19 protein-coding genes are annotated in these 20,612 nt (G+C 40.0%); 13 read left to right on the top strand and 6 right to left on the bottom strand.

The window, feature by feature from the left end; all coding sequences use genetic code 11:
• Positions 1-22: 22 nt before the first annotated feature.
• The 3 genes from niaP to HLV59_RS17445 all read left to right on the top strand — a co-directional run bounded on the left by niaP (position 23) and on the right by HLV59_RS17445 (position 5,691).
• Entirely contained in the window at positions 23-1,342 is a 1,320-nt protein-coding gene (gene niaP, locus HLV59_RS17455) for a niacin transporter NiaP (protein ID WP_016144083.1), read from the top strand.
• Positions 1,343-1,494: 152 nt separating this feature from the next.
• Positions 1,495-3,714, top strand: coding sequence for a DNA topoisomerase IV subunit A (gene parC / locus HLV59_RS17450; RefSeq protein ID WP_031947139.1), 2,220 nt, complete (start codon positions 1,495-1,497; stop codon positions 3,712-3,714).
• Positions 3,715-4,011: 297 nt separating this feature from the next.
• A complete protein-coding gene (locus HLV59_RS17445; protein ID WP_031947141.1) occupies positions 4,012-5,691 on the top strand; it encodes a long-chain-fatty-acid--CoA ligase in 1,680 nt (559 codons plus the stop codon).
• Positions 5,692-5,731: 40 nt separating this feature from the next.
• Here HLV59_RS17445 and HLV59_RS17440 read toward each other — a convergent pair whose 3' ends face one another.
• Entirely contained in the window at positions 5,732-6,121 is a 390-nt protein-coding gene (locus HLV59_RS17440; protein ID WP_016144086.1) for a hypothetical protein, read from the bottom strand.
• 106 nt (positions 6,122-6,227) lie between these two features.
• Between HLV59_RS17440 and HLV59_RS17435 the strand changes: the two genes are divergently transcribed.
• Together HLV59_RS17435 and ppa are read left to right on the top strand one after the other, a co-directional pair.
• Complete coding sequence (locus tag HLV59_RS17435) at positions 6,228-6,626, top strand: MAPEG family protein (protein ID WP_009392286.1); 399 nt, start codon at positions 6,228-6,230, stop codon at positions 6,624-6,626.
• A 127-nt stretch (positions 6,627-6,753) separates the two neighbouring features.
• Positions 6,754-7,278 (top strand): inorganic diphosphatase, encoded by a 525-nt coding sequence (gene ppa, locus HLV59_RS17430; protein WP_171430454.1) that lies wholly within the window; start codon positions 6,754-6,756, stop codon positions 7,276-7,278.
• 107 nt (positions 7,279-7,385) lie between these two features.
• On the opposite strand, the gene HLV59_RS17425 is transcribed toward ppa, so the two are convergent.
• Positions 7,386-8,681, bottom strand: coding sequence for an OprD family outer membrane porin (locus tag HLV59_RS17425; RefSeq protein ID WP_062848681.1), 1,296 nt, complete (start codon positions 8,679-8,681; stop codon positions 7,386-7,388).
• Positions 8,682-9,418: 737 nt separating this feature from the next.
• On the opposite strand from HLV59_RS17425, the gene HLV59_RS17420 reads away from it, so the two are divergent.
• Together HLV59_RS17420 and HLV59_RS17415 are read left to right on the top strand one after the other, a co-directional pair.
• Complete coding sequence (locus HLV59_RS17420; protein ID WP_151748503.1) at positions 9,419-9,589, top strand: hypothetical protein; 171 nt, start codon at positions 9,419-9,421, stop codon at positions 9,587-9,589.
• A 56-nt stretch (positions 9,590-9,645) separates the two neighbouring features.
• A complete protein-coding gene (locus HLV59_RS17415) occupies positions 9,646-10,458 on the top strand; it encodes a TorF family putative porin (RefSeq protein WP_031947143.1) in 813 nt (270 codons plus the stop codon).
• Between the two features lie 43 nt (positions 10,459-10,501).
• Here HLV59_RS17415 and HLV59_RS17410 read toward each other — a convergent pair whose 3' ends face one another.
• Together HLV59_RS17410 and HLV59_RS17405 are read right to left on the bottom strand one after the other, a co-directional pair.
• Entirely contained in the window at positions 10,502-11,380 is an 879-nt protein-coding gene (locus tag HLV59_RS17410) for a dihydrodipicolinate synthase family protein (RefSeq protein ID WP_171430453.1), read from the bottom strand.
• Positions 11,381-11,396: 16 nt separating this feature from the next.
• Positions 11,397-12,173 (bottom strand): aldolase, encoded by a 777-nt coding sequence (locus HLV59_RS17405; RefSeq protein WP_171430452.1) that lies wholly within the window; start codon positions 12,171-12,173, stop codon positions 11,397-11,399.
• Positions 12,174-12,284: 111 nt separating this feature from the next.
• Here HLV59_RS17405 and pdxR point away from each other — a divergent pair, with 111 nt between their 5' ends.
• Complete coding sequence (pdxR, locus tag HLV59_RS17400) at positions 12,285-13,718, top strand: MocR-like pyridoxine biosynthesis transcription factor PdxR (RefSeq protein WP_171430451.1); 1,434 nt, start codon at positions 12,285-12,287, stop codon at positions 13,716-13,718.
• A gap of 14 nt (positions 13,719-13,732) precedes the next feature.
• Here pdxR and HLV59_RS17395 read toward each other — a convergent pair whose 3' ends face one another.
• Together HLV59_RS17395 and HLV59_RS17390 are read right to left on the bottom strand one after the other, a co-directional pair.
• The gene (locus tag HLV59_RS17395; RefSeq protein WP_171430450.1) at positions 13,733-15,220 is read right to left on the bottom strand and encodes a YifB family Mg chelatase-like AAA ATPase; all 1,488 of its coding nucleotides are present in this window, start codon (positions 15,218-15,220) and stop codon (positions 13,733-13,735) included.
• Between the two features lie 65 nt (positions 15,221-15,285).
• On the bottom strand, positions 15,286-15,513 hold the full coding sequence (locus HLV59_RS17390; protein WP_031947150.1) for an accessory factor UbiK family protein: 228 nt from the start codon (positions 15,511-15,513) through the stop codon (positions 15,286-15,288).
• Positions 15,514-15,791: 278 nt separating this feature from the next.
• Between HLV59_RS17390 and glnK the strand changes: the two genes are divergently transcribed.
• The 5 genes from glnK to HLV59_RS17365 all read left to right on the top strand — a co-directional run bounded on the left by glnK (position 15,792) and on the right by HLV59_RS17365 (position 20,594).
• The gene (gene glnK / locus HLV59_RS17385; protein WP_000780326.1) at positions 15,792-16,130 is read left to right on the top strand and encodes a P-II family nitrogen regulator; all 339 of its coding nucleotides are present in this window, start codon (positions 15,792-15,794) and stop codon (positions 16,128-16,130) included.
• A 57-nt stretch (positions 16,131-16,187) separates the two neighbouring features.
• Positions 16,188-17,582: an ammonium transporter gene (locus HLV59_RS17380; RefSeq protein ID WP_016144094.1), complete on the top strand. Its 1,395-nt coding sequence runs from the start codon at positions 16,188-16,190 to the stop codon at positions 17,580-17,582.
• A gap of 163 nt (positions 17,583-17,745) precedes the next feature.
• On the top strand, positions 17,746-18,204 hold the full coding sequence (nrdR, locus tag HLV59_RS17375) for a transcriptional regulator NrdR (RefSeq protein WP_000543541.1): 459 nt from the start codon (positions 17,746-17,748) through the stop codon (positions 18,202-18,204).
• A gap of 15 nt (positions 18,205-18,219) precedes the next feature.
• Positions 18,220-19,305, top strand: coding sequence for a bifunctional diaminohydroxyphosphoribosylaminopyrimidine deaminase/5-amino-6-(5-phosphoribosylamino)uracil reductase RibD (ribD, locus tag HLV59_RS17370; protein ID WP_171430449.1), 1,086 nt, complete (start codon positions 18,220-18,222; stop codon positions 19,303-19,305).
• Positions 19,302-20,594 (top strand): DNA adenine methylase, encoded by a 1,293-nt coding sequence (locus tag HLV59_RS17365; RefSeq protein ID WP_002121221.1) that lies wholly within the window; start codon positions 19,302-19,304, stop codon positions 20,592-20,594. The genes ribD and HLV59_RS17365 overlap by 4 nt, the downstream gene beginning before the upstream one ends.
• Positions 20,595-20,612: the final 18 nt, after the last annotated feature.

The raw sequence follows: 20,612 nt of genomic DNA, 5'->3' as shown, positions 1-20,612 counted from the left end.
TCTTTCCAGTAGAGTTTTTCCTATGGACCTGATTTCACGTATACAAAATCTTCCAATCGGCAAATTTCACTACACATTATTGTGGGTGGTTGGTTTAGGTTGGATGTTTGATGCGATGGACACAGGAATCATTGCTTTTATCATGACAACGCTTGTGAAAGACTGGGCATTAACACCTGCCGAAAGCGGTTGGATTGTGAGTATTGGTTTTGTAGGAATGGCTATTGGGGCTGTTTGCTCAGGGGCTTTAGCAGACCGCTTTGGTCGTAAGACAATATTTGCAGTGACTATGGCGATCTATAGCATCGCGACAGCCTTATGCGCTTTTGCTCCAGACTTAAAGTGGTTATTAATTTTCCGCTTTATTGTTGGTCTTGGACTTGGGGGACAGTTACCTGTTGCAGTGACATTGGTGAGTGAATATATACCTGCACATGTACGTGGTCGTTTTATCGTACTACTCGAAAGTTTTTGGGGTTTGGGTTGGCTAGTTGCGGCACTCATTTCTTATTTTATTATTCCTAAATTTGGTTGGCATATTGCCTTTCTTATGGGAGGCCTTCCACTAATTTATATTTTAGTGATTTGGAAAAAACTCCCTGAATCGATACCGTACCTGATTAACCGTGGACGTGTTGAAGAAGCACATGCATTAGTTCAAAAATTAGAAGCTCAAGCAGGTGTTCAAATTGTTCACCATATTGAAGTCGTGCCTGTTGCCATGCGACAAAAAGTCTCTTTTAAACAACTGTGGAGTGGTCAATTTGCTCGCAGAAGTTTAATGCTTTGGCTCATCTGGTTTGGAATTGTGTATTCCTACTACGGTATCTTTACGTGGCTACCAAGCTTATTGGTGAAACAGGGCTATGACATCGTTAAATCTTTTGAATATGTTTTGTTGATGATTTTAGCGCAGCTACCCGGCTACTTGGCAGCAGCATGGTTTGTGGAGCGATGGGGTAGAAAAATTACACTCGCTGCATTTATCGGTTTTTGTGCTTTATCTGCATATTTCTTTGGACAAGCCGATAGTGTAAATAGCATTATGTTTTGGGGCTGTCTCATGTCATTCTTTAATTTGGGTGCATGGGGAGTGCTATATACCTATACACCAGAGCAATATCCAGCCAATATTCGCGCTTTTGGTTCGGGCTGGGCATCTGCAATGGGCCGTCTAGGCGGAATTTTGGCGCCGATCGTCGTCACTCATATGATGGTTTCCAAGAATGGGTTTAGCCATGTTTTTATGATGTTCACTATAGTTTTACTCTTGGTCGCAGCTGTAATTTTAATATTAGGTGAAGAAACCCAAGGTAAAAGACTAGAGTCGATAGGACTCTAGTTTTGTCTAACTTTATAGCAAGTAACTAAAAATATAGAGTGATGAGACATAATTTGACGCTCAGGTGACAGAGTCCCTCTTGTGTCTGTAACATAGCCCACTTAGCATAAGACTCACTTAAAATAACGACTGATTTGGAAGATAAGCTGACTATGACCAGCCTTGCGCATCAAGCGACAGAAAACCGCTCTGTAGCCGAATTTACTGAACAGGCTTACCTGAATTATGCCATGTACGTCATCATGGACCGTGCATTGCCACATATCAGTGATGGCTTAAAACCTGTACAGCGCCGTATTGTCTACGCCATGAGCGAGTTGGGCTTAAAAAGCAGTGGTAAGCCAAAAAAATCGGCCCGTACTGTCGGTGACGTACTCGGTAAATATCATCCGCATGGTGATTCGGCATGTTATGAAGCCATGGTGCTAATGGCTCAGCCATTTAGTTATCGCTATCCTTTAATTGAAGGTCAAGGGAACTGGGGTTCACCAGATGACCCTAAATCGTTTGCTGCGATGCGTTATACCGAGGCAAAACTTTCTGCCTACAGTGAGTTATTACTAAGTGAGTTAGGACAAGGCACGAGTGAATGGCAAGATAACTTTGATGGTTCTTTAAAAGAACCAATTACGTTACCAGCACGAGTTCCTAATATTCTACTTAATGGTACAACTGGTATTGCGGTGGGTATGGCGACCGATATTCCGCCACATAATTTGCGTGAAGTGATTAAAGGAACAATTGCCTTAATTCGTAACCCGCAAACATCAGATGAAAAATTGGCTGAATATATTCCAGCGCCAGATTTACCAACAAAAGCTGAAATTATTACGCCGCCAGAAGAATTACTCAAAATCCAGACGACTGGTCGTGGCAGTTACCGCATGCGAGCGGTTTATACCATCGAAAAAAATGAAATCGTGATTACCGAATTGCCGTATCAAGTATCGGGTTCTAAGGTGATTACTCAAATTGCCGACCAAATGCAGGCCAAAAAGCTGCCATTAGTGGTGGATGTGCGTGACGAGTCGGATCATGAAAACCCAACACGACTTGTGATTGTACTGCGTTCTAACCGTATTGATGCGGAAGCGGTGATGAGCCACTTATTTGCGACCACCGATTTAGAATCAAGCTACCGTGTTAATTTAAACATGATTGGTGAGGACGGGCGTCCTCAAGTTAAATCGATTCGCCGTATCTTGCTTGAGTGGATTGAAATCCGCAAAAAAACGGTAACTCGCCGTTTAGAATATCATTTAAACCGCATTGAAAAACGCCTACATATTTTGGCAGGTCTTTTAATTGCTTATCTTGATATTGATACAGTGATTCGTATTATTCGTGAAGAAGATCAGCCTAAACCTGTATTGATGGAACATTTCAAAATTGATGAAATACAGGCAGAAGCAATTTTAGAACTCAAGTTACGTCATTTAGCAAAACTTGAAGAGATGGAAATCCGTCATGAACAAGATGAGCTTGCTGCAAAAGCTGCCATTATTCGTGAACAATTAGAAAATCCAGAATCTTTAAAGAACCTGATTATTGGTGAATTAAAAGAAGACGCGAAAAAGTTTGGTGACGAACGCCGTTCTCCAATTGTCGCGCGTGCTGAAGCTGTTCAAATTAAAGAACAGGATTTAATGCCAGCTGAAGCAGTAACGGTGGTTTTATCTGAAGCTGGATGGATCCGTGCTGCAAAAGGTGCGGATGTTGATGCAGAGAATTTAAACTATCGTGCTGGCGACCAATATCTAAGTCATGCGGTGGGTAAAACCAATCAACGAATTTATTTCCTTGATGAGACAGGGCGTAGTTACGCATTACCTATTAGCAGCTTGCCATCAGCAAGAGGTTTAGGTGAGCCATTAAGTTCAAAACTTGCTCCTGCAAGTGGAGTATCGTTTATTCAGGTCTATTTAGATGATGAAGAGTCGGAACTTATTGCTGCCAGCTCATCAGGTTATGGTTTTAAAACTCAAGTCAAACAGTTAGATACCAATGCCAAGGCAGGAAAAAGCTTCTTGTCGGTACCTGAAAAATCAACAGCTTTACCCTTAATACCTGCCCAAAACATGACACATTTAGCTGTGCTTAGTTCTGCAGGTCGACTCTTAATTATTGATTTGTCAGAACTGCCAAACTTAAATAAGGGTAAAGGTAATAAGTTGATACAACTTGAAGCGAAAGAGCAGATTTTATCCATGACAACCTTGAACTTAGATGAAATAATTCAGGTGGTTGCAGGTCAACAACATCTAAAATTAAAAGGTGAGGATCTACAAAAATACATGGGTAAACGTGCTTCAAAAGGTCACCTCTTACCACGTGGATATCAAAAAGCAAATAAACTGTTGATTCAGAGATAAAGCTAGCGTCGGGCAACATAAATACGCTATATATGGCAACATGTTCAAGCAATGAACTGAACTTGTTGGTATGGAATAATGATTAAAAGGACAGCAATTTGGAGTACGTAATTTGTACTCCATACACAAAATTTGACAGGGTCAAATTGTCAAAACTTCTGTCTCATAATCTTGTTCGAAAGTGTCATGAATGTGCCAATAAGTTTTAAATATGTTCTGGCACCAAGAAGCTAAAGAATAGCTGGGGCATTGAATAACAGTTATTACTAAGGATTACGAATCGGAGATAATGGCATTATGGAAAAGATTTGGTTTGCAGAATACCAAAAAACAGGGATTCCAGAAACAGTAGCATTGCCTGCGGAAAATACCTCTCTTGTTGATATTTTTGAGAGTAATTTCCAAAAATTTGGTTCTCGTGATGCCTTTATCTTTATGGATAAAGCGATGTCATTTAACGAGTTAGAACTTGCAAGTCGTAAGTTCGCGACCTATTTGCAAAATTTGGGGTTAGCAAAAGGAACTCGTGTGGCAGTGATGATGCCGAATGTGTTGCAGTATCCTGTAGTTGCATTAGCAGTGTTACGTGCAGGCTTAGTTTTAGTGAATGTTAATCCACTTTATACAGCACGTGAACTCGAGCATCAGTTAAATGACTCAGGTGCAGAAGTACTCGTGATTATCGAAAACTTCGCTAGTGTGTATCAAAGCATTTTAGGTAAAACTCCTGTGAAGCATGTTGTGGTTGCCACAGTAGGAGATATGCTGGGTACACTTAAAGGTACGTTGGTAAATTTTGTATTGCGTAAAGTACGTAAGCAAATTCCCGCTTGGAATATTCCAGGGTACGTTAAATTTAATACAGCATTAAATAAAGAAAGTCCGAGTAATTATAAGCGCCCGAGTTTAACTTTAAGTGATACTGCGGTGCTTCAATATACGGGTGGTACTACAGGTGTTTCAAAAGGTGCGGAACTGACTCACCGTAATTTGGTTGCCAACCTTTTACAATGTGACGGTATCTTCCAAAGTAAATTTGGTGCAAATGATGGTGCTAAAGGCGACCGTATTGTTTGTGCATTACCGCTTTATCATATTTTTGCGTTCATGGTTTGCGCAATGTACGGTATGTATAAAGGTCAGGCAAATATCTTGATTCCGAACCCACGTGATTTACCAGCTGTGATTAATGAATTACGTAAATATCAGCCATCATTCTTCCCAGCCGTAAATACATTATTTAATGCTTTAGTGAATAATGAAGAATTCAAACAACTTGACCATAGCAATTTAAAAATGGCGATGGGTGGTGGTATGGCAGTTTTACCTTCTACAGCAGAAGCTTGGAAGAAAATTACTGGTACAACCATTATCGAAGGTTATGGCTTGTCTGAGACTTCTCCAGTAGCGACTGCGAACCCACCAGCTTCTACCGAATTTAGCGGCACAATTGGTATTCCATTACCTTTAACAGAAGTTGCTATTTTAGATGATGACGGTAATGAAGTGGCTTTGGGAGAACAAGGTGAAATTTCAATTCGTGGTCCTCAAGTCATGAAAGGCTATTGGAACCGTCCGGATGAAACAGCTAAAGTCATGACAGCAGATGGTTTCTTCCGTACAGGTGACATTGGTGTAATGGACAGCCGTGGATACGTTAAAATTGTAGACCGTAAAAAAGATATGATTTTGGTATCTGGCTTTAACGTTTATCCAAGTGAAATTGAAGAAATTATTGCTAAACATCCAAAAGTATTGGAAGTGGCTGCAATTGGTGTTCCAGACGAAAAATCAGGTGAAGTGCCTAAACTCTTTATCGTGAAAAAAGATCAAAGCTTAACGACTGAAGAAGTTTTGAACTTTGCTAAAGAGAACTTAACAGGCTATAAACGCCCTCGTTATGTTGAGTTTATGGATGAATTACCAAAATCAAATGTAGGCAAAATTTTACGTAAAGACTTACGTAAACCAACCTAATAAGTTAATAAAAAAGCGCCTTAGGGCGCTTTTTTTGTTTCTATATTTTATGGCTTTTCATAAACCAGCGGTCTATATAAGGGCGACCAATTCCAACCATTCCAACAAAAACAAGCATTGTGCCAAGTTGTAAGCGTAGATGAGTTAAATCGAGCTGACCATAACTTAAATAATTATCTGCTAGGCAATATAGAGCAATCACAATTAACCAGTGCCACAAAGTAAGTCGTTTAATACCGACTGCAATAAAAGTAATTGTTAATATGACAAAGGTACCAAGCGTCGATTGCCAATTCAGATTTGCACAAATTACACTCAATAAAAAAGCGACAATAGGAAGCACGATTTTTAATATACGATCTACCTGAAGTTGATTCTGTTTTTGCTTGTCTAAGACGTCAAACAATTCTTTTTGATCAGGTTGTTGCATACATGGTCCTATTAATGAGTGATGACAAGTGATTGCATAAAATTTCAGGTAAAAATGCAATGTTATGATAGCATGATCAACAGTATTTTCAGTGATGGATGGCACTATGCAGGGCATTAGCGGCATTATCTATATTATTTTAGTGGCATGTTTGCTGCCATACGCATTTACCGTAATTGCAAAGTTTACAGGTGGTTTTCAGCCTGTCGATAATCAAAATCCGAGAGCTTTTTTTGCTAAAACAACAGGCCTTGCCGCTCGAGCGAATGCTGTACAACAAAATAGCTTTGAAAGCCTACCTTTATTTTTAACGGCTATTTTGATGGCTGAATATATGGTTGTTCCAGAATATTTCATTCTGAGATTAGGTTGGGCTTATATTATTTTAAGAGTTATCTATGGGATCTGCTATTTAAGTAACTGGGCAACTTTACGTTCGATTGTTTGGTTCTTATCTATATTGTGCCCAATCTTCTTATTAGTGGTCACGATAAAACTGACTTGAGTGTCATTCTGTCATCATTCATATCTACTTTCGCGTGGGCCCATTGTATAATCGGCATCATTTTGATGATATCCACGCTATAATCGAGTGGATTTTACATCTGACTTCATAACGAAAGAGTATTGATATGAGTTACAGCACTATCCCAGCAGGTAAAGATGCGCCAAATGACATCTATGTCATCATTGAAATTCCTGCAAATGCAGCACCAATTAAATATGAAATCGATAAAGATTCTGATGCATTGTTTGTAGACCGTTTCATGGGTACAGCAATGTTCTATCCAGCGAACTATGGCTATGTTCCAAATACTTTGTCTGAAGATGGCGACCCATTAGACGTACTTGTTGTAACTCCACATCCTGTTGCTGCTGGTTCTGTAATTCGTTGCCGTCCAGTGGGCAAATTAAACATGGAAGATGACGGTGGTATTGATGCGAAATTAATCGCTGTTCCACACGAAAAATTATCTCCACTTTACAAAGACGTGAAGGAATATACAGATCTTCCTCCGTTATTGATTAGCCAAGTTGAGCATTTCTTCAGTCACTATAAAGATTTAGAACCAGGCAAATGGGTGAAAATTAGTGGTTGGGAAGGTGCTGATGTTGCTAAAGCAGAAGTATTAAAAGCAATTGAAGCTGCTAAATAAGCTTTAATTTATAAGCTCAGAGTTTCTCAATTGATATTCTGAGCTTAATAAAAAACCTACATCTGTTGCCAGATGTAGGTTTTTTTTATGCTTGATAGATTTGTGAATTAGAATAATTTCACAGGAATATCAAGGAAGATACGCCATTCATTGGTATCGCCAATGTACGCATTGGTTTGATAAGCATCACTCGCACGGTAGTATGAGTTACGAATACGAAGACTTGCATCTTTAGCGAAACCACTTTGAACTGTGTATTTCACTTGGTTAAAGAATTCACGTTCTTCAGCATCATCAGTTAAACCTTTAACTTTGATGTCCCAACCGTATACAAATGCAGTCGTCCAGTTTAGACCAGGTAATACACCTAACTTACCAAAATCAAGACTGTATTGGATTTGTGCAGATTTTTCATCGTTACCGATGAAGTCAGACAGGTAAGAGTTTGGTAAATAAATACTTTGGCCACCGTCAGCATTTTCCCCATAGTCATAACCGACATTACCACTGTTTTGTTGGTAAGCAACCATGATGTTGTGTGGACCAGTATTATAGGCTGTAGAGATTGCCCAAATATTGTTTTTACGATTAGATAGGTCATCAGTAGTTTGTGAATAAGTAGAAGCGCCTTCATCAAACTTAGTGTGATAACCACTGAAATCATAAGTTAATGAGCTGTCATTCGCCAATGGTTGTTTATAGTTTACATTAACGTAGTGACGTTCAAGTTTATCTTTACTATCTAAACCATAGTAAGATGCATTCAAATTATCATCAAACTTGTATTTACCACCCCAAACAATTGCACGATCAAGACGACGGCCGTCGGTATTAACTTGGTCAGAATATTGGTTTTTAGTGAATTTACCAGCAATTACTTCTAAATCTTTAATTTCATGGCTGGTTAACAATGTACCTGTGAAATACTCAGGCACTAAACGAGCAGTGTTACTTGCCAGAACAGGTAAATCAAGTACTTGAGTACCGTAACGTACTGTTGTATTCGAGAAACGCGCTTTTACGTTACCACCACCACGAGCCCAGTGATCATAAGCATCACCAGAGTTTTCTTTACCGTTCAATGTTTCGCGTGGAATCATATTATTACCAGCGTTATTATTTTCGCCGATTTTAAATGAACCATCACCAACAACGCCAACACCGAAGCCAACAATACCAGGAGTAAAGCCAGATTCAATATTTACGATTGCTGTTTGAGCAAATGAACTGGTGTCATCTACGCCATTTTTTTTGTCACGGCTGATGTAACCTGTACGGAAGAGAATAGAACCGTTCGCATCTTCAACAAATCCTTTTGCCTCACTTTGCTCGCTTGCCTGAGCTGAGGAAATTATTGCCGCAGAAATGAGAACTGCTAATGTAAGTTTTTGTGCTTTTAGCATATTTAAAGAACCTCATAAAAACGATAAATCCTGTGCCTTGTTATTGTTCAGGGCCTAGGATTTCCATCAATTGTATAAGTAATCTATAAAAAAGATATATTTTTGTTCATTTTATTTTATATATGCTATGCAGGATTTAATTAATGTGTTAGGGATTGTTTGCTAAATTTGTGCTTGCTCTTTTATACTTAATATATTGTTTAAAATAAAAAAAGTAATTTATTTTTTAGTGGATTTTTCCCATTTATTTTTTATTTTTAGATCAAAAAATAGTTGATTCTTGTGTTCATTTTTTACTCTTTTTTGTTGGATATGTTTACTTTTTAATCTTATTTTAAGTTTCTTTTTTACTCAGTTTTATTTTTGTATTCTTTAAATTGTTACTATATAACGTTATTTTAAAAATGGAATGTACAAAAATAGATCACTAACAGTTGGTCAATAGAATATGTTTGGGTTGATCAAATTTAGTGCAATACATTGCTTGTATTTTGTGCATTACTCTTTTTATCCATATTGTTGCTTAAAAAAGACCCAAAATGGTTCATCAGTTTTAAATTAGAAATGAATAAAGAACTTTAACTGGTAGAAATGCTCACTCACAGACCATTACAAGTAATGCCTTCAAAAAATTTACGGACTTTTTATAGCCCGACTCTAGATTTAAATAGAGAGTTTACATACATCAAATGAATACTTCTCACCTCGCACATTAATTTCCGATAAGGGGTTTTCGTATGTTAAGTATTTTTTCTTGTATAAGAATTTTATTTTATCACTATGTTTTTTATAGATATATTTTTATAAAAATTAAACAGGATTTTTATAACAAAGTGAGTTTGATCTCAAAATTAGTGAAGTGCATCGATAGCAAATTTGTACTTGGCACAGCAATTGCTAAAGCTTAATCAACACAATTTGTTTCATTCATATAAATCGTGCATTCATTGTGGGGGAGATCAAAATGATGAAATTTGCACTTAAGGCCTTGAGCCTTAGTATCTTTGCAGCAGGCTCAACCATGGCTATGGCTGAAGATGCACCATCTTTTTACGGAATCACGGCAACTGGTAGTGTGGCAGCGACCACAGACTATCGCTTCCGCGGTGTGACCCAATCATCAAATAACCCAGCCATTCAAGGTGGTTTTACTTTTTCTCATAAGTCAGGTGCTTATGTTGCGCTTTGGGGTTCAAGCGTTGACTTTAATACACCTGGTGTTTCAACTGAAACCGATATCTCGTTAGGTTATACCAACACCTTAAAACTGTCAGACACATTGGCTCCGACTTATGATGTTGGTGTGATCCATTATGGTTATATTGGTTCTGACTCAAAATTTACTAACCCATACAACGGTGATACTGGTTTTGACTTTACTGAGTTTTACGGGAAATTAACGTTTGCAGACTCTTTGTTTAAAGGCGATGCACTTAGTGTAGGTGTGAACTACTCTAACGATTACTGGGGTCACTCTGACGAGTTCTGGTATTTCAACGTTGGTTATTCAGCACCAATTGCAGATACAGGATTTACTGGACTTGCTTCAGTTGGTTATAACAAACTCAAAAACAAAGATTCTTTACTTGTAGTTGCAGGTGGGCCAGGTGAAGACGATAGCTATATCGATTATAAAGTCGGCGTAAACTATAACATTTTAGGTATTGTCGCTGAGCTAGATGTTGTTGGTACAGACATTAGCACTTCTGGCATGACTGATGCTGGTAAAAAACCTTACGATACAGGTTTAGTGTTTAGTTTAACTAAAACATTCTAAGTTTGAGTTTTAAAAAAAGCGGGTAAATAAACCCGCTTTTTTATTAGTTTTCTATTTCAGAAAGTAGCTGTTTTAATTGGTTAAGCTCAATATCCGCAGCTTTGGACAGAGGCTTACGTGGTGAACCTGAAGAGACACCTTTTAGCTGCAAACCTGCTTTAATCGTTTTAGGTAAGCCACCATTTACAATAAAGCGTAGTAGAGGAAGTTGTTGGTAAAATGACTTTTGAGCTTGTTCTAACTCACCATTTTTTACATGTTTAATGAGCTGTTGAGGTCTTTGGCCTAATAAGTTTGGCGCTGCTGTACACCAACCACTTGCTCCAGCACATAAAGCTTCTAAAGCTAGAGGGTTACAGCCGTTATAAAACGGAAGTTCTCCTTTTGAGAGTTCTTGAATTTTATGCATACGCTGAATGTCACCGCTACTTTCTTTCACCATCGTAATATTTGCAATGTTGTTAAACATGCGCACGATTAATTCAGGAGACATATCAACACCACTAGTTGCAGGGTTGTTATAAATCATAATCGGTAAAGTCGTTGCTTGTGCAATCGCTTGATAATATTCAAAAATCTCTTGGTCTGTTAGCTTCCAATAAGATATAGGAATCACCATAAGTGCATCTGCACCATAGCTTTGTGCGATTTTCGCCTTTTTGATGGCTTGATCAGTCGTGAGCTCTGAAATTCCAATAATGACAGGCACGCGTCTATTAATACTTTCAATTGAAGTTTTTGCGACTAAGCACCATTCATCCCATTCAAGATAAGCGCTTTCGCCTGTACTGCCTAAAGGCGCAATCGCGTCGCAGCCATTTTTAATAAGTAAATCTAGCATTTCCTTTAAAACAACAAGGTTAACGGTGTTGTCATCAGAAAATGGGGTAACCGGGTAGCCAATAATGCCGTTTAGTTTCATGGTCGAAGTCTCTTTTTTAAATACAGTCAGAATGTTTTTTCAAAGCTTTACGTGCGTAGTAAGCAAAGTTCACTTTGTTGCGTTTATCGGTAGAAACCCAGTCATGAGCTTCTGTTGCTAAAGCATGTGGGATGGGCTGGATTTGTCCGGCAGACATGGCTAGTAGTTGCAGTTGAGCTGCACGCTCAATTAAAAGCGCCAAGTTGCATGCTTCTTCAATGGTTTTTCCTGTAACCAGTTGGCCATGGTGAGACAACAAAACGGCACGGTTTTTACCCAGCGCAGAAGAAATCAAAATGCCTTCTTCATTACCCACAGGGACACCCGGCCAATGACCTACAAATGAGCAATCTTCATAAAGTGCACAGACATCCATTTGGGAAATCATGAGTGGTATCTGTAACATCGACAGTGCAGCTACGTGGGTAGGGTGCGTGTGGATAATGCAGTTCACCTCTGGGTGTTCCTTATAAATCCATGTGTGAAAACGGTTGGCTGGGTTTGCCATACCTTCTTGATTGATGGGTTCTAAATCTTGATTCACCTCAAGCAAGTTTGAGGCAGTAATTTCATCAAAGCCTAAACCGAAACGTTGGGTAATAAAGGAATGTTTATTTTCACTACGACATGTAATTTGACCTGCTAAACCAGCATCATGCCCATGGTCAAATAAAATACGGCAAGTCAATGCAAGCTTTTGGCGGTCAGTTAAATCTGAGTCGCTAATCCACTTTTGCATGTCTTGCTGTGCGTGTTGCATCAGGTCTTGTTTGTTTACAGCAGCAGTCTTCATCTCTTCTCCAGTCCAGTTGACCAAATTAAGTAGGTGAAGGCAGAATAGAAAACAACTGGATGAATCAATACATCCAGTTTTTATAAGTTATATGGTCCAGATGGGGCGAATATGCTAAGACCTTGGCAAATACATTTCCGTATCGATGAAAGAGAAGAAAAAACGGTTTTTCTAAAACTGACTAACTTGATTAGTCAGGAAATTTTAAGTGGCCGTTTAGTGCAGGGGACTATGCTGCCGGGGTCTCGTAGCCTGTCAAAAGAACTAGGAATTAATCGGAAAACCGTTCAAGCAGTTTATGAAGAATTAGAAGCACAAGGATGGCTTGTGACCCGTCCCCGAAAAGGCACATTTGTGGCGGATGTTTTGCCAGAAAAACAGCTTCAAATAGAGCCAGTATCTGAGAAAAAAGTTAATGATAAACCAATCATTCAAGAAGTGATTCAACGCCCACACAATGATGGGGTGCCAGATCCGAGACTGATTCCATACGAATTATTTTCACGGGCCTATCGGCATGCACTGATTAAAATTACTCAAAACCAGTATATGGGATATGGTGACCCACGAGGTATGGCTGAGTTAAGGCAAGCTTTACAACAAATGTTGTCGATGGAACGTTTTATGAATGTTGCCGAAGATGAGATTTGTATTGTACGTGGTAGCCAGATGGGAATTTTTCTTGCCTCTCGAGCATTACCTAATCGGCAGGGCGTTATCGTTGTTGAGGAATTATATTATCCATCTGCTTTTAAAGCATTTCAGTCAAATGGCTTTCAAGTGGTTTCTGTTAAATTAGATGAACAAGGTATTGTCATTGAAGATTTAGAACGGATTTTACAAGAGCATTCTGTAGCTGCCATTTATACAACTCCGCATCATCAATATCCTACAACTGTCACCATGACCATGTTTCGCCGTCTTCAGCTTTTAGAGCTTTCAAAAAAATACGGCTTTTATATTATTGAAGATGACTATGATCATGAATTCCACTATGACAGTCGGCCTATGCCACCCTTAGCTAGTTTGCCTCATTCTGAATTAGTCATTCATATTGGCTCATTGTCTAAAGTTTTTGCACCTGGCATTCGTTTGGGTTACATCGTGGCATCGTCACCAATTATTCAATCCATTACTGAAGATATTCTGTTGATTGATCGACAAGGTAATAATATTACTGAACTTGCGTTGGCGGACTTAATGCAGCGAGGTGAAATCAAGCGGCATATCCGTAAAATGAAAAAAATATATCAACTACGCCGTGACCATGCCTTAGCTGAGTTCCATCGAATTTTTGCAGAGAGTGTTCATATACAGCCACCCGCTGGGGGAATGGCTTTGTGGGTTAAATTCCAGAAACCATTTACTCAAGATCAGCTTATAAAATTAAAAGAATTTAACATTGATACAGAGCATAAGTTTAAACAGGAAGAATGTACCAATCATTGTATCCGTTTTGGCTTTGCTGCTTTATCAGAGAAAGAAATTACTTCCTTAATTGAGACTTTAAATGAAGCTCTTAATAAAAGAACAGCGGACTCATAATCCGCTGTTTTATCTTAAGAATGATTGCCTCGATAAGAGAGCGCTTCTGTAAGATGAGGACTTTGGATCATCTCACTTCGAGCCAAATCGGCAATGGTACGAGCTACTCGTAAAACACGATGATAAGCACGAGCCGACAGATTCAAACGTTGCTGAGCCATTTCAATCATGCGTTGCGACGTATTATCTAGAACAGCAAATTGTTCTAGTTGTTTTGGTGAAAGTGCTTGATTTAAACAATCTTGTCTTTGCATTTGTTGTTCATAAGCATAAATCACACGTTGTCTTACAGCCGTAGAGTCTTCAGCAGGTGTTGGATCTTGCAGTTCCTGAGCTTTTAAAGGCGGTACATCAATATGTAAATCGATACGGTCGAGTAACGGCCCCGATATACGGTTTTGATAACGTTTAATACTCTCTGGTGAACATTGACAACGGCTATCTTGATTAAATGCATACCCACATGGGCAGGGGTTCATTGCTGCAATGAGCTGAAAGTTTGCAGGGTAGGTAATTTGCCGAGCTGCACGTGAAATAATGATTTCTTTTGACTCAAGCGGCTGGCGCAAGACTTCTAGCACTTTTCTATCAAACTCTGGAAGTTCATCTAAAAAGAGCACACCTAAATGAGATAAAGTAATTTCACCCGGTTTAGGATGTGAACCGCCCCCAACCAGTGCAATCGCTGATGCTGTATGGTGGGGCGCGCGAAATGGACGCTGGCCAAACGTATGCGGTGTATTTGAAATGGAATAAATACTCGCAACTTCAAGCGTTTCTTGATTAGAAAGCGGCGGTAAAATTGAAGGAAGGCGTGAAGCGAGTAAAGTCTTACCTGTACCTGGTGGTCCTTTAAAGAGCAGAGAATGACCTCCTGCGGCAGCTATTTCTAGTGCGCGACGTGGGCGTAGCTGACCTTTCACATCTGCCAGATCAAATTTATAGGGCATTTGGTTTGAAGTCGTTGCAGGTTCAATCAAAGATAGCGATTTTGTGCCCAGAAAATGTTCACACACTTCTTTTAAGTGGTTCACCGGATAACATTCAAGGTCAGGTAAGTGGCTAATATCCTGACTATTATCGAGAGGTAAAAGCATTTTATGCTTGGCTTGTTGACACGCCATTGCCAAAGTTAAAGTACCTGAGACGGGCCTTACATGGCCATCGAGCGCTAATTCACCAATTAATTCAAAATCTTCGGCACAGTTTTCTGGGAGCTGACCAGACGCAATTAAAATGCCTATGGCAATCGGTAAATCTAGACGTGACCCATCTTTGGGCAAATCTGCTGGTGCAAGGTTAATGGTCAGCCGTTTAGTTGGAAATTGAAATCCACTATTAATAATGGCCGAGCGAACCCGATCTTTACTTTCTCTTACCGCCGCTTCTGCTAGCCCGACAATGGTAAGAGAAGGCAAGCCTTGACTTACATGTACCTCAACTTCAATCAAAGGTGCATGTAAACCTAAAAGTCCCCGTGTATAAATTTTAGAAAAAGACATCTTATTGTTCCATTATGGTGCTTCATTTTTAATCGTTGTAAAGTATAAATGCGCTACGTTGGTGCTTATTTTTTATTCTTTAAAGTTTCTTCTAACAGACTGACTTGTTTTTGTAGCTCGTCTAAACGTTGATTGGCTGATTGAAGTGCAGTCTTTTGACGGTCAATCTCTTGTTTGGAAACAAGGTCTAACTTTTCGACCGCTTCATTTAATAATGCACGTAAATTTTTTTCCAAATCTTTTTTAGGCTCATCAATTTGTTCCAAAATGGCCTGTAGTAATGTTTCTAGCATGAAATATCCAAAGTGTTGTATTACCTTATAGTTTACATTTTAACACTGCTTGAACATTGTATACAGGCTTCAATTCTTTTAGTGCAAATAGAACATTAAAACAGCACTCAGCAATACTGAAAATTCATTTTATTTTTAATAGCTCATCTACATCTTGTTCACTAAATAGGTTATAAAGAAAGTTCATGCAAAAGATTCATTTCCCTCAACCTTTGAAATATTGGCATGAAAATTGAACATAAAACCTTACTGGTGAAAAGAAGCCGAAGGAAACAAACATGAAGCTTGTAACTGCAATTGTAAAACCGTTTAAATTGGATGATGTGCGTGAAGCGCTCTCTGACATTGGTGTACAAGGGATTACCGTAACTGAAGTTAAAGGTTTTGGTCGTCAAAAAGGACATACAGAACTCTACCGTGGCGCGGAGTATGTGGTTGATTTCTTACCTAAAGTAAAAATCGAGATTGCGATTAGTGATGAAATGGTTGATGCGGTAATTGAATCAATTACCCGTGTAGCAAGCACTGGAAAAATCGGCGATGGTAAGATTTTTGTGACTAACCTGGAACAAGTAATCCGTATTCGTACGGGTGAAACTGGACCGGATGCTGTCTAAATTGGCACAAAGCTTGCTGAGTAGAAAATAACTCGCAAATGAGGTTGGGGGACACGAATGAAAAAAATACTTATGGCGCTCAGTCTATCAGGCGCTCTTTTGGGTGGTACTGCCGTTTGGGCAGAAGAAGCTGTAACAACGCCAACATCGGAAGTTGCGGCTGCATCAACATCTCAAGCTGCTGTAACTACTGCGGAAGCACCAGTTGCTGAAACTCCGGCAGCTCCAGCACCGACACCCACTCTTGATACGGGTGACACCTCTTGGATTTTAGTTTCAACCGCTTTGGTTTTATTAATGACCATTCCAGGATTGGCATTATTCTACGGCGGTATGGTACGTAAAAAAAATGTACTAAGTACGATGATGTTCAGCCTTTCAGCTGCAATCTTGGTAAGTTTGCTGTGGGTGATTGCTGGTTATTCAATCGCGTTCTCTGGCACAGGTGCATTTTTTGGTGATTTGTCTAAAGCAATGCTAAACGGAGTGGCGTTTGATGCATTAAGTGGGACAATTCCTGAAAGTCTCTTTGTTATTTTCCAAATGACTTTTGCCATCATTACAGTTGCAATTCTTAGCGGTTCTATTGCAGACCGTATGAAGTATTCAGCTTTTATGGTGTTTATTGCAGTTTGGGTGCTCGTTGTTTACGCACCAATTACCCACTGGGTGTGGGCTGCAGATGGCTGGTTATTTAAAGCAGGTGCATTAGATTTTGCTGGTGGTACAGTTGTACATATCAACTCAGGTGTTGCAGGTCTAGTTGCTGCTTACATGCTTGGAAAACGTATTGGCCTTGGCCGTGAATCTATGGCTCCGCATAACCTGACTTTAACTGTAGTGGGTGCAAGCTTACTTTGGGTGGGTTGGTTCGGCTTTAACGGTGGTAGTGCTCTAGGCGCTGGTGCTCGTGCAAGTATGGCAATTTTAGTGACTCAAGTTGCTGCTGCCGCTGCTGCATTCTCTTGGTTAGTTGTTGAACGCATGATCCGAGGTAAAGCATCTGTATTAGGTGGTGCTTCTGGTGCGGTAGCTGGTTTGGTAGTGATTACACCTGCTGCAGGTTTTGTCGGTGTAGGCGGTGCTTTAGTCATGGGTCTTATCGGTGGTGTCGTGTGCTTCTGGGGTATTACTGCACTTAAACGCTTACTTAAAGCCGATGATGCTTTGGATGCATTTGGTTTACATGCGGTAGGTGGTATTGTCGGTGCGATTTTAACTGGCGTATTCTACAGTGATGAAATTATTAAAGCAGCCAACGTTGCATTAGCTCCAACATTCGCTGGCCAATTATGGGTACAAGTTGAAGGCGTATTGGCAACCATGGTTTACAGTGGTGTTGCGACTTTCATTATTCTTAAAGTGATTGATCTTGTGATCGGTATCCGTGTGAACGCTGATGATGAGCGCATGGGTCTGGATTTAAGCCAACATGGCGAACGTATTGAATAATCATCATTAATAATCTGCTGTCTTAAAAGAACAGTCTTGCGCTGTGATCAAAGCGATGTTTTGATCTTGCTCAGGACTGTTTTTTTGTCTTATAGAATGCTGGTTCTGTAAGTGTAGAAATTTTGCTACACTAGGTCAAAGTAATCGACCCTATAAATCCGCTATGCATTGTCCATTTTGCAACGCCGCAGATAGTAAAGTCATCGATTCACGTTTAGCCGCCGAAGGCTGTCAGATTCGTCGACGTCGTGAGTGTGTAAGTTGCGGTGAACGTTTTACCACTTTTGAAAGCTATGAAGTGGTAATGCCCCGTGTGATCAAATCGAATGGAAAAAATGAACCTTTCGATGAGGCCAAATTACGCCGTTCGTTAATGCATGCGTTGCAAAAACGTCCAGTCACACAAGAGCAGATCGAAACAGTTTTAAGTGATATTCAGTTGCAGATTCGCCGTTTAGGTGAGCGTGATGTGAAATCTAGAACAATTGGCGAAATCGTCATGCAATCTTTATTTGCCCTTGACCATGTTGCTTACGTCCGATTTGCTTCTGTGTATCAAGATTTTCAGGATGTTGAAGCGTTTCGCCGTCAAATTGAGCAAATGCAGCAACGTGAACACTAATCATTTGAGATTTTTATGTCTGAGTTGAAACAAGATCAGTATTGGATGCAGCAAGCCATTGAACTTGCCAAACGAGGACTCTATTCGACCAAGCCTAATCCAAATGTTGGTTGTGTGATTGTCAAAGATGATCAGTTAATTGGTGAAGGCTTTCATCCTAAAGCAGGTCAGCCACACGCAGAGGTTTTTGCCTTACGCGAGGCAGGTGAATATGCCCAAGGTGCAACAGCTTATGTAACGCTTGAACCATGTGCGCACTATGGCAGAACCCCTCCTTGTGCCGAAGCATTGGTGAAAGCCCAAGTTAAAAAAGTAGTGGTCGCTTGTCTTGATCCAAATCCATTGGTTGCAGGGAAGGGTGTTCAGATTTTAAAAAATGCCGGAATTGAAGTAGAAGTTGGCATTTGTGAAGATTTAGCATCAAAACTTAATCAAGGCTTTTTAAAAGCAATGTCTACAGGCATGCCTTATGTGCGTTTAAAAGTCGCTTCAAGTTTAGATGGGCGTGCCGCAATGGCGTCAGGTGAGTCGAAGTGGATTACCGGTTCTGCTGCCCGTCAAGATGTACAACATTGGCGTGCGATTTCTGGAGCAGTGATTACAGGTATTGAAACTGTGATTGCTGATGATTGTCAGCTTAACGTGCGTTCACTCCATAATATTGATATAGAGACGGTTGCGCAGCCAAAACGTATTGTTTTAGATCGCCAAGGACGTTTGCCACTTAACGCTAAGATCTTAGAGAATCCTGAAACTGTGATGGTGATGGGGCCGTATCGTCAAGAACTTGCTGATTTAGGCGTGATACAATTAGAAATTCAGCCTTTAAAAATGCTGTTACAGACCCTATCTAAGCAACATCAAATTTATGATGTGTTGGTTGAGGCTGGCGCAACATTGTCTACTGCCTTTTTGCAAGAAGGTTTGGTGGACGAATTGATCAGTTATATTGCCCCGACATTATTGGGGAAAAGTGCAAGAGCCATGTTCAATGCAGAATTTGAATATATGGCAGAGCAACTTCGTTTTACACTTCTTGATGTGACACAAATTGATCAAGATATACGCTTAAGGTTAATCCCTACGCAAGAGAAAGTATGAATTCAGAGCCTTCGGTTTATCACAAACGTCGTCATGCAGCCCGTACGACAGACGAATATCTTTTCCATCAGCTTGTACCGTACTTGGGTAATAAGCGCCGATTGCTCCATCTAATTTTAGAAGCCCTTGAAATTACAGGGACGCTGAATAGCAAGAAAAAGAATCCACCGATTTTTGCCGATTTTTTTGCCGGCAGTGGCGTTGTATCTCGTTTAGCCCGCCAAAATGGTTACCGTGTGATTGCAAACGACTGGGAACCTTATAGTCATGCTTTAAATCATGCGATTTTAGCCTGTGTAGATGCGCCTGCTTTTAAAGAGTTAGGCGGCTATCAAAAGGCAATCGATTATTTAAATCGTTTACCGGAAGTTAAAGGTTGGGTAACGCATAACCTTTGTCCACGTAACGATGATGTATACGATCCAACTCGTGACCGTTTATTCTTTAAACGTCGTAATGGTATGCGTATCGATGCAATTCGTCAGCAGATTGCAACATGGCAGGCGCAAGGTGCAATTAATGATGTAGAGATGAGTGCTTTGCTCGCACCATTGCTCTATTCAGCTAGTTTTGTTAGTAATACGAGTGGCGTATTTAAAAGTTTCCACCAAGGGTGGGGCGGACGTACCCAAACTGCATTAGAACGAATTGAATCATTACTTTGGTTAACACCGAGCCGTTTTTGTGAGATTGGTGATCGTAAACGACCTGCTGCTGAAATGTGGTGTGTAGATTCACAACATCTAGCAAATCAAATGAGTGGTTTTGAAGTCGATGTTGCTTATCTTGATCCACCGTATAACCAACACGCATATAGTAGTAATTACCACGTTTTAAATGCATTAACTTTATGGGATCAGGTGGATTTACCTTCACCAGATACCAAAGGTTATAAGAGTGGTATTGATAGAGCATGGCGTAAAGAGCGTCCAAGCCCATATAACTCTTCTAAACATGCAAAAGATGCATATGAGAAATTACTTTCAACCATCAATGCACGCTATATTCTGACCAGCTATTCAACTGATGGTAATATCGAACCGAAAGATTTGCTTATGGCTAATCTGGAGCGGGGCAAAGTCACCTTGTTAACACAAGATGTTCCGCGTTATCGAGTGAGTAAACAACGACAGTCTGAACGTGCACGCGTGCTTGAGTTTATTGTGATTACTGATACTCATGCCAAGTCAGGACCACCATTACGTCAGTTATTAGGCCAGCTTTACCACTTCGCCGAGCTAGGTGGTGTAGATACCTCAGGTAATAGTACACAGCTCGCACTTTGGTAAGCGCTGCAACTTAAGCAG

Origin of the sequence: Acinetobacter lactucae, from assembly GCF_013122135.1 — a bacterium.
In the GTDB taxonomy this organism is placed as follows: Bacteria; Pseudomonadota; Gammaproteobacteria; order Pseudomonadales; family Moraxellaceae; genus Acinetobacter; species Acinetobacter lactucae.
Note: the sequence above shows the minus strand (reverse complement) of the source record. Positions and strands in the feature narration are given on the sequence as shown.

Coding starts and splice junctions, on each gene's coding strand:
- niaP (WP_016144083.1), top strand. CDS start 23: ATGGACCTGATTTCACGTATACAAAATCTTCCAATCGGCAAATTTCAC.
- parC (WP_031947139.1), top strand. CDS start 1,495: ATGACCAGCCTTGCGCATCAAGCGACAGAAAACCGCTCTGTAGCCGAA.
- HLV59_RS17445 (WP_031947141.1), top strand. CDS start 4,012: ATGGAAAAGATTTGGTTTGCAGAATACCAAAAAACAGGGATTCCAGAA.
- HLV59_RS17440 (WP_016144086.1), bottom strand. CDS start 6,121: ATGCAACAACCTGATCAAAAAGAATTGTTTGACGTCTTAGACAAGCAA.
- HLV59_RS17435 (WP_009392286.1), top strand. CDS start 6,228: ATGCAGGGCATTAGCGGCATTATCTATATTATTTTAGTGGCATGTTTG.
- ppa (WP_171430454.1), top strand. CDS start 6,754: ATGAGTTACAGCACTATCCCAGCAGGTAAAGATGCGCCAAATGACATC.
- HLV59_RS17425 (WP_062848681.1), bottom strand. CDS start 8,681: ATGCTAAAAGCACAAAAACTTACATTAGCAGTTCTCATTTCTGCGGCA.
- HLV59_RS17420 (WP_151748503.1), top strand. CDS start 9,419: ATGTTAAGTATTTTTTCTTGTATAAGAATTTTATTTTATCACTATGTT.
- HLV59_RS17415 (WP_031947143.1), top strand. CDS start 9,646: ATGATGAAATTTGCACTTAAGGCCTTGAGCCTTAGTATCTTTGCAGCA.
- HLV59_RS17410 (WP_171430453.1), bottom strand. CDS start 11,380: ATGAAACTAAACGGCATTATTGGCTACCCGGTTACCCCATTTTCTGAT.
- HLV59_RS17405 (WP_171430452.1), bottom strand. CDS start 12,173: ATGAAGACTGCTGCTGTAAACAAACAAGACCTGATGCAACACGCACAG.
- pdxR (WP_171430451.1), top strand. CDS start 12,285: ATGCTAAGACCTTGGCAAATACATTTCCGTATCGATGAAAGAGAAGAA.
- HLV59_RS17395 (WP_171430450.1), bottom strand. CDS start 15,220: ATGTCTTTTTCTAAAATTTATACACGGGGACTTTTAGGTTTACATGCA.
- HLV59_RS17390 (WP_031947150.1), bottom strand. CDS start 15,513: ATGCTAGAAACATTACTACAGGCCATTTTGGAACAAATTGATGAGCCT.
- glnK (WP_000780326.1), top strand. CDS start 15,792: ATGAAGCTTGTAACTGCAATTGTAAAACCGTTTAAATTGGATGATGTG.
- HLV59_RS17380 (WP_016144094.1), top strand. CDS start 16,188: ATGAAAAAAATACTTATGGCGCTCAGTCTATCAGGCGCTCTTTTGGGT.
- nrdR (WP_000543541.1), top strand. CDS start 17,746: ATGCATTGTCCATTTTGCAACGCCGCAGATAGTAAAGTCATCGATTCA.
- ribD (WP_171430449.1), top strand. CDS start 18,220: ATGTCTGAGTTGAAACAAGATCAGTATTGGATGCAGCAAGCCATTGAA.
- HLV59_RS17365 (WP_002121221.1), top strand. CDS start 19,302: ATGAATTCAGAGCCTTCGGTTTATCACAAACGTCGTCATGCAGCCCGT.